The following is a 13,088-nucleotide window of genomic DNA, read 5'->3' as shown; positions in this document are numbered from 1 at the left end:
CGGCGGTGCAAATGAAGCCGTTCTAAGTATGCTTAATGAGATCGGTGACGTTGCTAACATTGACGAGTTCGTTGCCAAAGCCAAGGACAAGAACGACCCGTTCCGCCTTATGGGATTCGGCCATCGCGTCTATAAGAACTTCGACCCTCGAGCCAAAGTTATGCGCGAGACATGTGAAGAAGTGCTTACCGTTTTAGGTTTAGAGAATGACCCTCTTCTTAAGATCGCAAAACGCCTCGAGCAAATTGCTCTTGAAGACGAGTATTTCATTCAGCGGAAACTTTACCCTAACGTAGACTTTTACTCTGGAATCATCTTGAAAGCCATTGGCATTCCAGAATCTATGTTTACAGTTATCTTTGCAATGTCACGAACAATTGGCTGGTTTGCACACTGGAACGAGATGGTTAGCGAAAACTATCGTATTGGTCGTCCACGCCAACTTTACAAAGGCTATGACAAGCGCGATTACGAGAAGTAAGCTGACGATCTGTTTTGCACAAAAAAGCCGCTCAATAGAGCGGCTTTTTTTATCCCAGCTCTTATAAAGCTGCGTCTCTCAACAGCCAAAACTCTCCCGAAAACAGAGGTCAGCTAAATTCCAAGAGCAAGCTTTATACGCTCTCTACTCATAGCAGCAATACTTTTACGATCATGCTTGCGCGCATCGATTGGATCCAAAAAACTCACATGCGCATAGACTTTTGGCTGCTTAAGAATACGCGCCAACGTCTCACCAAAGCTGTCGTCTCCGGCGTAAGCTGCCTCGCGTAGCAGATAACCCTTTGCATCCGTGTATTTCAATGCAATCGGTTGAACATAGCAACCAACACGCACAGCAGACTCAATAAACATCCCGTAAAACGGGAGCAACTCTGTACCATCAGTTGTTGTAGACTCGGGAAAAACGATAACAGAACGGCCTTGAGATAGGCGCTGCTCAAGCGCCGGGATGCTTCGATATGCCTGAAACTTATTACTCCTATCGACGTAAATCGACCCCATTCGCCTAGTAAACGTGCCGACAAAAGGCCACTCTTCGACATCATGACGAGAAACAAAAGCCAAAGGAACCGCGTTATTCAAAATCACGGTATCTACCCACGAAACATGGTTTGCGACGCAAAGATTTCCTTGTTCAACAGGACTTCCAGATACCTCAAGTTTGACATTCAAAGATTTAACGAGATCCCTCACCCAAAAACGAAAAGATCTATAATCATTTAGTTCACGCTCATAGATTTTCGAAAGATTTGGCATCTGATGAACAGACTCTATGAGCGCAGCCCCACCAAGAATATTTAAACCCAAACGCCCTGCCCGTGGAGGAAGCAGAAACGAAGAAAGCCCGGCTTTTTTCATACGCTAAACATGCCCTATCAACGGTAAAAAGGTGATTTACAAGAACCAACAACGCCAGTAAACGACGTCTCGCAAAAGCATAGACAAAACTATTTTGGTGCTTGGTCTCTTAAAAACACCCATGTATCGCCTTTGCTGTCCTCTTCACTAAAATAATACCCCTCATAGTCGAATGCTTTCAGGCCATCAACATCGGCTATTTGATTATCTGCTGCGTAGCGCACCATCAATCCACGCGCTTTCTTTGCATAAAAACTAATGATTTTGTACGTGTCATTTTTGAGATCTTTAAATACCGGCGTAACAACGCGAGCGGTCAACATCTTCATATCCACTGCCTTGAAGTACTCATTAGATGCAAGGTTTACAACCACTGCATCAGACGCCGCACCCACATCAGAATTAAGCAAACTTGAGATTTTTGTCCCCCAAAACTTATAAAGATTAGGCCCACGCGAATTCTCAAGCTTTATACCCATTTCAAGCCGATAAGGCTGCATTAGATCTAGCGGTCGCAGAAGACCATAAAGACCAGAAAGAATCCTTACACTGCTCTGTAAATACTCGACTGCCTCCGAACCGCAGGTTTCAATATTGAGACCTGTATAAACATCCCCTTTAAATGCATAAGCGGCCTGCTTTGCATTTTGTACGTCGAACGGAGTAGACCACTCCTGAAATCGCTTTACATTCAAATCGGCGATCTTATCGCTTACACCCATCAAGCTTTTAATATCTTGCGATGAAAGTTTGCGCGCAGTTCGATTAAGCTCGCTTGCATCCTCAAGCATCCGCGGCTGAGTAAACTCATCCGTAGAGGCCGCATTTTCGAAGTCCAAGGTCTTAGCAGGTGAAAGCAAAAAAAACATTGAGATTCCTTAAATAATAACTAAACAGCGCCATCACAAACACGCAAAAACTCATAAACGGCTTGCTCATCGAACGGCCATGAAAGTGCTCTACCAGAGCCCACATCAATCACAACCGGTATCAGTGCACCATACCGCTCAACCATGGCCTCAGAAGCTGAAATATCAACTAACTCAATACTCAAGCTAAAATTATGCGACTCCATCACCGAGTTGAAGCTTCCAAGCACAGAGGCCGCAAGGTCACACAAGTGACAACCTTCAGTACCTAACAACTGCACATTTCGGATCAACATCTGATTATTTATCAATCATTTATAAAAAGTATTTAATCGCTATTTTGTGTTTAAGCTTTGGCAAATGCGAATATGAAGTCGCATAATAGCTGGCCAGTATAAGTTGTTAAAACATCACGCTTCAACTTATTCACCGAATCTGGTTGTTAACTCGCTTGATGATCAGATCAATCACTAAAAACTAACAGTAGCAGAGTATGTGGTTCAAAAATTTATTCTTTTATCGCTTCACAAAACCCGTAGATTTCGATCTCGATTCTCTTGAAAACGCTTTGGATCAAAACCGGTTCAAACCTTGTAACGGCCAAGAGCCACAAAGCTTAGGTTGGGACAGCCCTATCGATAAAGATGGCGCGCCCCTAATCCACGTTTGTGATCGCTACTGGATGCTTTGCCTCAAAAAGCAAGAACGGATTTTACCTGCAACGGTGGTAAATGAGCAGGTAAGCATCAAAGCAAACCAAATCGAAGCTGAGCAACACCGAAAAGTAACACGCAAAGAAAAAGCGGAAATGAAGGAGCTCGTTACGCAAGACCTTCTCCCTCGCGCGTTCACAAAAACTGTTCGTCACTTCGCTTATATATGCAAAACTGGTGGCTACATGGTTCTTAACACGTCATCTCCAAATCTGGCGGATGAGCTCACTAGCTTCTTAAGAAACTCCATTGGCTCACTTCCGGTCCGCGTACCTTCAGTTAATAGTGCACCAAGCGCGATTATGACAAGTTGGCTAGCCGAAGAAGCCCACCCACCAACGGGATTTGTTCTAAATGAAGAGTCTGAACTGGAGTCTGCCGGCGAAGACAAGGCTAGCGTTAAGTATAAAGGTATGGCTTTGGGCAAAGAGCATATAGAGCAAAATAAAGCTCTCGGCTTTCAAGTAAAGAAACAAGCGATTACTTGGGAAGAGAAAATGAGCTTTGTGCTAGGTGACGACCTGAGTGTAAAACGCGTGAAGTTTCTAGATGTGATGCAGGATAAGTTGGATGACACGTCCGCAGAAGACGCTGCAGAAAAATTTGATGCAGGTTTTGCAATCATGGCGCTAGAGGTCGATCAACTACTACCTGCCTTGCTCAATGCTTTTGATGGGGAAGATACGAGCGCAATCATCGAACAATAGCCAACCCGCATTTTTCTCCCCCTACCCTTGAAAAATCTATTAGGGTCTCAATATTTATCCTTAGAGGGCGATGCCGAAACCGGATCGCCCCATTAATAGATAACGCCTGACGGGTTATCGAACCACTTATTGCTTTATGAGGATAACATCATGAGAACACTCGATTTTTCACCACTTTATCGCACTGCTATCGGCTATGATCACGTACTCAACATGCTAGAGAACGCCACACGGGGCGAAGCCAAAAATACTGGCTATCCTCCATACAATATCGAAGTGATTGAACAAGACAAATACCAAATTACTTTAGCCGTTGCCGGCTTCGCCGAAAGCGATATTGAGATCACGAGCGAACACAACAAGCTAACGATCAAGGGTAAACAAACGTCCGAACAAGAAGGTCGAAAGTTTCTACATCAGGGCATTGCCGCTCGAAACTTTGAACGCACGTTTGAACTAGCTGACCATGTAAAAGTTGTTGATGCAGATCTCAAGAACGGCCTACTTCAAATCAATCTAGTAAAGGAAATCCCCGAGGCGATGAAGCCACGCAAGATTGATATTGGCACTAGACTGATTGAGTCATAAGATTTAGTTTATAGCCAAAGACTAAAAAAGAGCGACGACAGTCGCTCTTTTTCATTGCCGGAAAAGGTTAGCGAAAATTAAGAAGAATCGACACCGCTAGACCTTTTAATAACGCCACGCGCCCAGATATTATTGAAAGAACCTTGCTTCGGAGACAAACGTGAAACGAATCTTTCTTTTTCTAGCGACTAACCTCGCCATTATCCTAGTACTAAGCATTACTCTAAGGCTGCTCGGCTTTGAACGCATTTTAGACGCCAATGGTGTCGACCTTAACCTGAACTCGTTATTGCTATTTGCAGCTGTATTCGGTTTCGGCGGATCGTTCATCTCACTAGCCATCTCAAAGTGGATAGCGAAAAAAACAACGGGCGCAAAAGTCATCGAACAACCATCCTCGCCGACAGAGCGCTGGTTAATGAATACCGTTGCACGACAAGCCAAGCAAGCAGGCATAGGCATGCCTGAAGTTGCGATCTACCCTGGTTCAGAAATCAATGCGTTTGCAACCGGTGCTAATCGAAATAAAGCGTTGGTGGCTGTCAGCGCTGGACTATTGAACAACATGACACAGGACGAAGCGGAGGCTGTACTCGCACATGAAGTGAGCCACGTTGCGAACGGCGACATGATAACGCTTAGCCTGATTCAGGGCGTGGTAAACACTTTCGTCATCTTTTTTAGTCGAGTGATTGGCCACACTGTTGATCGCGTTGTCTTCAAAAACGAACGCGGCCATGGCATCGCCTACTGGGTAACGACGATTATCGCTGAGATTATTCTCGGAATCTTAGCAAGCATGATTGTTATGTGGTTCTCTCGCCAGCGAGAATATAGAGCAGACGCTGGCGGCGCCAATTTGGCAGGGACCCACAAAATGATCGCTGCGCTGAAAAAATTACAACTAAACCACGGATCTTCTGAATTGCCTGATCAATTAACTGCATTCGGCATTTCGGGGTTCAGACACTCTAAACTGGGATCTCTATTCCTCTCGCATCCTCCACTAGATCAAAGGATTCAAGCACTCGAAAACTCTATACGGGGCGGACAATAACTGCCGCAAATGACATGAAAAAGGCAGCCAGATGGCTGCCTTTTTTTGATAAACTTTGCTTGGCCAATCAAACAAGATCTTTTTCTAAGACCTCGTTTCTAATTCCAACCCAACCGTCTCGTACCGTATGAATATGACTTGCAACTTCCTCTAGTATTGCGATGTCGTTCTTCATATTTGCTTCGAGTAGTCGATTCTCACAATATGTGTATAACTGAGTGAGGTTCTCGGCGAGCTCAGATGACTGTGAGTCGTCAATGAAACTTCGCAGCCCTGCCAGAATGTCAATCGTCTTACTTATCAACTTATTCTTAGCTTCGTAATCCTTTGCCTGGATACGAGCTTTAGCTGTGTTTATTCGGTCTAAGGCGCCATCGTAAAGCAGCTGAATCAATTTATGACGATCTACATCGACTACACTCGTTTGCGTATTTACAGCCGCATACTGATTTAGTGCTTTCATTCTTTACTCTCCATTACTCTTTACTACCAATGCCAGCCAAAGCTTCTAGCTGACCCTTGATAAAATCTTGTGTGCTGTTTAGTCGCGCAATCAAAATATCTGCTGCCGTAAACTGCTTTGCCAATCGCGTTTCCAGATTGAGCAATCGCTCATTGAGACGAGCTCTAGACTCCGCGATCGACTCAAGCTCAGCGTTCAGTCTCTCATTCTTAGCAGTAATCGTTCCATCTACAGATAAAAAGTTAGTAATTGCGTCAACTAAGCGCTCTCCAACCCCTTCAATATAGCTAATATCACCGCGATTTCCTGTTTGACCACCATTAATTCGAACAGAAAGACCTTCAACATCAGAGCCGTCGGCTCCGGTTAGTATCTGACCTTCTCCAGTTGCTGCTTTACCATTAATCGTACCTGCCACGTCTACACCGTCTGCGGCCGTAGCAACAGATAAACCAAGTGCTGTAGTCGTGTTTGTATCAACGGTAGTAATTTCTAGCTTTGAATTACTACCATACCGGTCAGAAGTGATGCTCAAGGCCCCACTCCCATCAACACTAACAGTAACAGACGCCCCGATGCCTGACAGCGTCGCGTCAGAATTGATCTTGGACTGTATCTCCGCAGCAAGCTCAGTCTGCGTATACGTTCCGGCAGCTAAACTAATCGTGGCGGAGCTAAAGCCATCCACACTAATTGATAACTCATCGTTATCGGCATCAATCACTGTCGAGGCGGCTAACGCAGAACCGCCCGTCAGACTCGCGCGCGTCGCTACTTGCGTAATATTTAGCTCATAACTACCAGGAACGGTATTTTGGCCAGCGCTAAAGAATTCGACCTGACTATCGCTCGCTCTTCCCTGATCGGCAAAAATACCAATCACGGATTCTGTGTTCGTCTGCAGTTGAGTCCGAAACTCCGACTCATTAAAGATCAAGTTTCCGGTCTCACGAGAAGTTGTAATTCCGACCTCGGCTAAACTTCGAATTGGATCAGATTCAAGCCCCGCAATTGGCCGACCAAGGATATTTCTGATCTGGCTCGTGATCGTTCTAGTCGTCGAATCACCAACAAGAAGTCCAGCTGCAGAAGGATTACCCGGATCTATCTGGGAGTTCTCAACGATGAGCTCCCTAAGCGCGTTGTACTTCTCAATGAACTCCTGAACCTTTTCGACAACGTAGTCTTCGTTACGCGCTACCTTCAAAGTAGCCGGCGAATTCTCATTTGTTCCCGTCAGATTGATGGTCAAGCCTTCAACCAAATCGTCAACCGTATTAGTGCTGCGCGTAATAGGGATGCCATTGAATTCAAATGCCGCATCGGAAGCTGCTTGGTTCTGCGTGAGATTCTGAGCGCCCGCGGTATATGACAGGCTTGAAAGTCCCAGATTATCCGTGTTGTTACCATCGCCATCATCCGTAACAGATATATCTATAGAATTAGAAGCTCCTGTTTTGTTTCCACTGATGACGAGCTGAAAGCCATTACCGTTATTAATGATCGTTGCGCTTGCATCCAAACCACTCGCCGAATTGATCTCCGAGGCGATACCTTCAAGCGTATTATTGGTTGCATCAATGGTAATGGTGGTGGTCTTTCCATCAATCGTAAATGCAAGCTTTCCTTCGCCTAACTCAGTCGTATCTTTGTCTGCAAAAGCTGCAGAACTAAGGGATTGTGACTTTGCTAGCGAGGATACCTCCAAGGTATATGAGCCTGCAGACGCAGAACTCCCCGCCGAAGCCGTAAACGCACTGCTACTGCTCGTCACCGATAACTCGTTAAATGTCGCGGAGTTAGAAAGTGTACGTGCAGGAAGACGTAGATCCGTCACTGCAGATTGAATCTTAGAAAACAAAGAAAGCTCAGCTGTTACGGCTTCTGCTTTTGCGTCTAAGCGTTTTTCCGTAGGCTCTCGCTCAGCGCCGACCAACTGATCAATCAGATCACTGGTCAAAACACCAGAACCTATCCCGATAGATGATACATTTGCCATAACTACTACCTACTTGTGCTGATTTGTGTAAACGCCTAATAAAGGCGCTTAAGCCCATAGACAAAAAAGGGCAAAAGTTTGCCTTTTGCCCTTGCTTCCCTACCCAGAACTTCCGGTAACCGCCGGTCTAATCAAACTTTTGCATTGAATAAACTAATTGGCTGATCTTGTTGCAAGTCCCGCGCCAAACGCAGAACAACGTCATCCGGTATCTGACGAACAACCTCTTCGGTTGAACCATCATAGACGGTAATTATTGTCTTACCAGACTGATCATCAAGTTGAAACTTGAGATCTCTTTGCACTGATTGAACATATTCATTCAGACTTGCTACGGCTTGCTCAACACTTTCAGCGGACTTTTCAGTACGTTCAAGCGCCTGTTCTGATGCCTGACTAACTTCAAGTTCAGGCGATAAACCGACAGCCTCAGACGAAGCCTTACTAGGCGACACGGCAGAAGCATCCTGCTTCATACCAAAGTCTGTACTGACAACTTTAAGATCGTTCATGTTGCATCCTCTTACCCGCCTTAAGTCTAACGCCAGTACCGTCCTTCAACAAATACCAGCGTTAAACATCAAGCTACTCTATTACTGGAGAAGCGAAAGAACCTGCTGAGGTCTTGCGTTCGCCTGGGCCAACACAGAGATACCAGCCTGCTGCAGAACCTGTGCTCTTGATAGAGCGGCCGTTTCTGCTGCAAAGTCTGCATCTTTGATTCGGCTAGAAGAAGCAGAGAAAGCTTCAATCGTTGATGCGTTCGCGGTAATCACGTTCTCAAAACGAGACTGGATTGAACCGAGGCTCGCACGAACCGAGTTAACCTGACCAAGCGCATTATCCGCAGCCGTGATCGCCGCTTTAGCGCCGGCCTCCGTAGAGATATCAACGTCTTTCAACAACGTACCAGATTCGCTCGCACCAAAGGTACCGACCGTGAAACCTGCATTTTCGATATCACCTGTACTCGTACCAAGCGTAAACTCACCACCTGAGGAAAGAACAACCGAACCTGCATATACAAGATCCGTAGCACCTAGACCTTCAGCGGCACTTTGTCCTGTAATGACGATGTTTCGACCGTCATCTGCAATCAACGTGTACTGATCATCGTCAAGTACTTCTGCGCGAACGCCTGTTTGACCAGTTTCCGCATTGATCGCATCTACATAAAGTGCAACATCTTCACTCGCTAGCGTGCCCGTGGACGTTGCAGCAATGGCTACGCCGTTCAAGGTAATCGCCAAGTCAGTGCCCTGCGTTACTGCCGAGCTGTACTTGGTATTTGGCGCTGCCTCTGCGGTAACACCTGTTTTATCAGCAACTCTGTTAATTGCTGCAGCGATGGAAATTGCACTGCCGTCTTCATCAGAAGTAGATGCCGTATCGTCAGATGCTCTAGTAGCACCTACAACCACCCCATTAATGGTCAAGTCGCCTGCCACCAAAGGAGTTAGAGTACCAGCACCAGTGAGCGCCTCACGTGTATTACCGATTGCACCAGCCGTTGCGCCCGAAAACGTGCCCGCTTCGAAGCCTGCGTTATCAATATCACCAGTGTTCGACGTGATGTTGATGTCACTGCCATCAAGGCTAGAAAGCGAATAGTTACCAATGTAAGTGTTACCCGTTGTTGCCGCGCCGCCTGAAGTACCAAGACCAGTCGCCAGACCAAGAGTACCTGCTGCCGCACCAACGATCGTAATATTACGACCATCTTCTGCAACTAAGTCGATACGTGCGCCTGCATCAGAAGCGACAACAGTTGCTGTCACGCCAGTCGCGCCCGCTTTATCGTTAATGCTCTCAGCAACACCTGACAAATCGTTGAAAGCGTCACCCGACGCAGACTTACTAAGAGAAATGGTTACGCCGTTGATGTCTATATCGGTCGCTGCAACCGCGCCAGCACCATCTGCAACATCTGTACCTTCAGCCGAGTTAGCTAAAACCGTTGCAACAACACCTGTTTGATCGCTAACAGCGTTAATGGCATCTGCTTTCGCGATCGCACCTGAAGAAGCATAACCTGTAGACTGTGTATCTACAGCACCATCTGAAGCGCCAATCGCTACACCGTTGATTACGATATCGCCAGCAACCAACGCAGTCGATGCGGTACCCGTAAGCGCCGTTTGATCTGCTGTTGAGCTGATGCCAGATGATTCTGTCGCGCCAAGCGTCTCGGTGCCGACTGAACTAAGTGAAATATTCACTTCGTCGCCGACATTCGCGCCAACCTGGAAGTTTTTGTTCTGGAATGAACCGTCAAGAAGCTTTACGCCGTTAAACGAAGCATTCGATGCAGTACGATCAATTTCTTCGATCAGCTGCTGTGCTTCAGCGTTTAGAGATGCACGCTCTGAATCACCGTTCGTTCCGTTCGCAGATTGAACTGCCAACTCACGCAAACGCTGCAAGTTAGTGGTTATCGACTCGATAGAACCTTCCGCTATCTGCGCGAGAGATACGCCATCACCAGCATTACGCGAAGCAACACTCAACCCTTGGACTTGTGTATCTAGCCGGCTAGCGATCGAAAGGCCCGCTGCATCATCTTTTGCACTGTTAATACGCAAACCAGAAGAAAGGCGTTGAAGTGCAGTATCTTGAGCGGACTGTGATTTATCCAAGTTACGCTGAGCGTTCAAGGATGCAATGTTTGTATTAATTATTTGAGGCATATCGTCTCTCCTGTTGAGCAATCTGCTGTTCTACATCGTAGTTCAGACTGCAAGAAACTTCTCGATAGTCGAACTAGTTGAGATGTTTAACGGCACCCAAAAAAATAACTTTACCTAAAACGGCAAGTATATTGTTACGGAGTGTTAAGACGTGTTAAAAGCGGCAAACGCGTGCCGAAAACACGCCATTATATATCCTAGGCCTTTCACGCACTCCGGACGCAAAAAGATATAACTTATTGTTTTGCAATGACTTTAATCTACTAAAAACTTATCTGGCACACTTTTAGCTTTCTTCGATACAAACGGCCGCTTTGTAAGACATCTGCCGAAAATGAATTCGAAAATGCCTGTTTGTATGGCGAGAGGGGAAAACCATGCCACAAATAATTAATACCAACATCGCGTCAATTAACGCGCAACGTAACCTGGATAAGTCGCAAGGTGAAAACCAACAAGCATTGCAGAGACTCTCTTCAGGGTTGCGGATTAATAGCGCCAAAGACGACGCCGCAGGCTTGGCAATTTCAACGCGCTTCTCTGCCCAAGTTCAAGGCCTGTCCGTAGCGATCCGTAATGCAGGCGATGGCGTTTCACTCGCTCAGGTTGCTGAAGGCGCCCTTGGCTCGATGACCGATAATCTATTGCGAATTCGAAGCCTTGCACTGCAGTCTGCAAACGCGACCAACGGTCAGCAAGAGCGTGTCGCGCTCAACGAGGAGGTGCAGCAACTTAAAGCTGAGATACTTCGCGTTATAGAGCAAACGCAATTCAACGGCACGAAGTTGCTCGATGGCACCTTCAGCGATGTGACTTTCCAGATTGGCGCAAACGAAGGCGAAGACGTGAGCTTCGGCATCGAAGGCACAAACTCGAGTCAGCTCGGCGTTTCACCTGCTGATGGTATTTCTTCTTCACCTGGCAGCACTGCCGCTACACCGCCTGTTGCTGCTTTGAGTGCAGGAGATCTCGTTATTAACGGGATCGCCGTTGGCGCATCATCAGGCACAGACGATGCATTCTCGAGCAGCAACAATGACTTGTCTGCCATTTCGAAAGCCGCAGCGATCAATGCCGTATCTGACGATACCGGCGTAAGCGCTACTGTCCAAGGTACTTTTGTAGACGGTAACGGGTTTACGTCTGCAGACGTTGACGGAACAATTGTCGTTAACGGCATCACTATCCAAGTGGTCACCGATGCCGCATTGAGCGAATCGGTCAACCTAAACGCAGTCACTGAATCTATCAACGCGAAAAGCGGCCAGACAGGTGTCACTGCGATTTACAACAACAACCCCAATGAGGGCATACAGCTTGTTGCAGAAGATGGCCGAAACATCATCCTTGCAAACGGAACGGTCAACTCTAACACGGTTGGTCTAGCGGATAGCGCAGCGGCACCAGGCATAACGTACACCGGCTCTTTCACGCTTGTCTCCAATGATGGTTCTGCTATTGGACTAGATACGACGACTGGTGACATTACGAACGCAGGACTTGCAGTCGGCACGTTCAGTGGCTCGAATTCTGGCGTCGTGAGCAACCCTTCTCCCGCAGTCGCACTAGCAAGTGGTGATATCGTCATCAACGGTGTCCCGGTTGGCCCGTCCCTAAATACTTACGACACAGCATCCACTGACAACCCTGAGCAAAGCGCTATTGCAAAAGCGGCTGCGATCAACAACGTTAGTGAGCAAACGGGCGTCACTGCGGTTATTAACCAAAACATCATTAACGGTGGAGCACTTGCCACCGGCGCGAACGCGGGCAGCTTCGAAGTGAATGACGTGGTCGTCAATATTTCGATTGGCGCATCGGATACAGCGACCGACATTCAAAATGCAATGATCACTGCTTTCAACAATAAAGCAGGTCAGACTGGTGTAAGGGCAGAAGCGTTCGGCTCCACGTATCGCCTAATTGCTGAAGACGGCCGTAACATCACGCTTGACACCTATACAGGTATTACAGCAGCAAACTTAGGTCTTCCTACTGCGGGAACCACACAGTCATCGATCACTCTCGAAGCAGCAGGCAAGATAACGCTCGAAACCCTGACTGGCAATATCGCTAACTCAGGCTTTGGGGTTGGAGAGTATGGCGCCGCTGAAGATGGAAGCCTCGTTAAAGATATTGATATAAGAACTGTCGCGGGCGCTCTTGCGGCACTCGACTCTGTTGATAACGCAATGAATACGGTCAACCTTCAGCGTGCTAACTTGGGGGCTATCCAAAACCGATTCGAATCAACCATTCAGAATCAACAAATTGCCTCTGAAAATATGCAGGCGTCTAATTCACGTATCCGTGACGCAGACTTCGCTGCAGAAACCGCAGAACTTTCCAGAACACAGGTACTTCAGCAGGCTGGCTTGTCGATACTAACCCAGGCAAACGCGCAACCGCAGAACGTACTTCAGCTACTTCAGTAAGCCTTTTCGTTTTATTAATGTCACCGTCTTAACCGGCCTTTGGCCGGTTTTTTTGTTTTAAATCAATTAATTAACGCCGTCTAATTATTTGTAAATGTCACCAAGATTGGCACGTACTTCGCTGTACAGAGTGTAAGTGATTTTGAACTCTTCTAATTTGATAAATAGCGGAAAAGGTTTACCTCATGCTGCAACAAAACGGCTCAAT

General features: G+C 46.8%; 12 protein-coding genes. 5 read left to right on the top strand and 7 right to left on the bottom strand.

Annotated features, from left to right (window positions below):
* Nucleotides 1-481 (top strand): citrate/2-methylcitrate synthase (locus A3751_RS20490; protein WP_304439067.1); only part of this gene is annotated, 481 nt, incomplete at its 5' end.
* 113 nt (nucleotides 482-594) lie between these two features.
* On the opposite strand, the gene A3751_RS20485 is transcribed toward A3751_RS20490, so the two are convergent.
* The 3 genes from A3751_RS20485 to A3751_RS20475 form a co-directional block, all read right to left on the bottom strand.
* On the bottom strand, nucleotides 595-1,362 hold the full coding sequence (locus tag A3751_RS20485) for a 1-acyl-sn-glycerol-3-phosphate acyltransferase (protein ID WP_068458726.1): 768 nt from the start codon (nucleotides 1,360-1,362) through the stop codon (nucleotides 595-597).
* 89 nt (nucleotides 1,363-1,451) lie between these two features.
* Nucleotides 1,452-2,231 carry a peroxide stress protein YaaA gene (gene yaaA, locus A3751_RS20480; protein ID WP_068458725.1) on the bottom strand — a complete coding sequence of 260 codons (780 nt, stop codon included), beginning with the start codon at nucleotides 2,229-2,231 and terminating at the stop codon, nucleotides 1,452-1,454.
* Between the two features lie 20 nt (nucleotides 2,232-2,251).
* Entirely contained in the window at nucleotides 2,252-2,527 is a 276-nt protein-coding gene (locus tag A3751_RS20475; protein WP_068458724.1) for a glutaredoxin family protein, read from the bottom strand.
* Between the two features lie 197 nt (nucleotides 2,528-2,724).
* Between A3751_RS20475 and A3751_RS20470 the strand changes: the two genes are divergently transcribed.
* From A3751_RS20470 to htpX, 3 genes are all read left to right on the top strand, one after another.
* Nucleotides 2,725-3,651: a recombination-associated protein RdgC gene (locus tag A3751_RS20470; protein ID WP_068458723.1), complete on the top strand. Its 927-nt coding sequence runs from the start codon at nucleotides 2,725-2,727 to the stop codon at nucleotides 3,649-3,651.
* Between the two features lie 150 nt (nucleotides 3,652-3,801).
* Nucleotides 3,802-4,239 carry an Hsp20 family protein gene (locus A3751_RS20465; protein WP_068458722.1) on the top strand — a complete coding sequence of 146 codons (438 nt, stop codon included), beginning with the start codon at nucleotides 3,802-3,804 and terminating at the stop codon, nucleotides 4,237-4,239.
* A gap of 160 nt (nucleotides 4,240-4,399) precedes the next feature.
* Nucleotides 4,400-5,296 (top strand): protease HtpX, encoded by an 897-nt coding sequence (htpX, locus tag A3751_RS20460; RefSeq protein ID WP_068458721.1) that lies wholly within the window; start codon nucleotides 4,400-4,402, stop codon nucleotides 5,294-5,296.
* A gap of 67 nt (nucleotides 5,297-5,363) precedes the next feature.
* Here htpX and fliS read toward each other — a convergent pair whose 3' ends face one another.
* The 4 genes from fliS to A3751_RS20440 all read right to left on the bottom strand — a co-directional run bounded on the left by fliS (nucleotide 5,364) and on the right by A3751_RS20440 (nucleotide 10,445).
* Complete coding sequence (fliS, locus tag A3751_RS20455) at nucleotides 5,364-5,759, bottom strand: flagellar export chaperone FliS (RefSeq protein WP_068458720.1); 396 nt, start codon at nucleotides 5,757-5,759, stop codon at nucleotides 5,364-5,366.
* Between the two features lie 13 nt (nucleotides 5,760-5,772).
* Nucleotides 5,773-7,758, bottom strand: a complete 1,986-nt coding sequence (gene fliD / locus A3751_RS20450) for a flagellar filament capping protein FliD (protein WP_068458719.1) — start codon at nucleotides 7,756-7,758, stop codon at nucleotides 5,773-5,775.
* Between the two features lie 131 nt (nucleotides 7,759-7,889).
* Nucleotides 7,890-8,270 (bottom strand): flagellar protein FlaG, encoded by a 381-nt coding sequence (locus A3751_RS20445; protein WP_068458718.1) that lies wholly within the window; start codon nucleotides 8,268-8,270, stop codon nucleotides 7,890-7,892.
* 81 nt (nucleotides 8,271-8,351) lie between these two features.
* Complete coding sequence (locus tag A3751_RS20440; RefSeq protein WP_068458717.1) at nucleotides 8,352-10,445, bottom strand: flagellin; 2,094 nt, start codon at nucleotides 10,443-10,445, stop codon at nucleotides 8,352-8,354.
* Between the two features lie 377 nt (nucleotides 10,446-10,822).
* On the opposite strand from A3751_RS20440, the gene A3751_RS20435 reads away from it, so the two are divergent.
* Nucleotides 10,823-12,880, top strand: coding sequence for a flagellin (locus tag A3751_RS20435; protein WP_068458716.1), 2,058 nt, complete (start codon nucleotides 10,823-10,825; stop codon nucleotides 12,878-12,880).
* Nucleotides 12,881-13,088: the final 208 nt, after the last annotated feature.

The sequence above is a fragment of the Oleiphilus sp. HI0080 genome (assembly GCF_001635135.1).
The sequence above is the reverse complement of the archived record's forward strand: the minus strand, read 5'-3'. Positions and strand labels throughout refer to the sequence as shown.

What these genes read in the sequence shown, in the direction of transcription:
- A3751_RS20485 (WP_068458726.1), bottom strand. Translation starts at nt 1,362, where the DNA reads ATGAAAAAAGCCGGGCTTTCTTCGTTTCTGCTTCCTCCACGGGCAGGG.
- yaaA (WP_068458725.1), bottom strand. Translation starts at nt 2,231, where the DNA reads ATGTTTTTTTTGCTTTCACCTGCTAAGACCTTGGACTTCGAAAATGCG.
- A3751_RS20475 (WP_068458724.1), bottom strand. Translation starts at nt 2,527, where the DNA reads ATGTTGATCCGAAATGTGCAGTTGTTAGGTACTGAAGGTTGTCACTTG.
- A3751_RS20470 (WP_068458723.1), top strand. Translation starts at nt 2,725, where the DNA reads ATGTGGTTCAAAAATTTATTCTTTTATCGCTTCACAAAACCCGTAGAT.
- A3751_RS20465 (WP_068458722.1), top strand. Translation starts at nt 3,802, where the DNA reads ATGAGAACACTCGATTTTTCACCACTTTATCGCACTGCTATCGGCTAT.
- fliS (WP_068458720.1), bottom strand. Translation starts at nt 5,759, where the DNA reads ATGAAAGCACTAAATCAGTATGCGGCTGTAAATACGCAAACGAGTGTA.
- fliD (WP_068458719.1), bottom strand. Translation starts at nt 7,758, where the DNA reads ATGGCAAATGTATCATCTATCGGGATAGGTTCTGGTGTTTTGACCAGT.
- A3751_RS20445 (WP_068458718.1), bottom strand. Translation starts at nt 8,270, where the DNA reads ATGAACGATCTTAAAGTTGTCAGTACAGACTTTGGTATGAAGCAGGAT.
- A3751_RS20440 (WP_068458717.1), bottom strand. Translation starts at nt 10,445, where the DNA reads ATGCCTCAAATAATTAATACAAACATTGCATCCTTGAACGCTCAGCGT.
- A3751_RS20435 (WP_068458716.1), top strand. Translation starts at nt 10,823, where the DNA reads ATGCCACAAATAATTAATACCAACATCGCGTCAATTAACGCGCAACGT.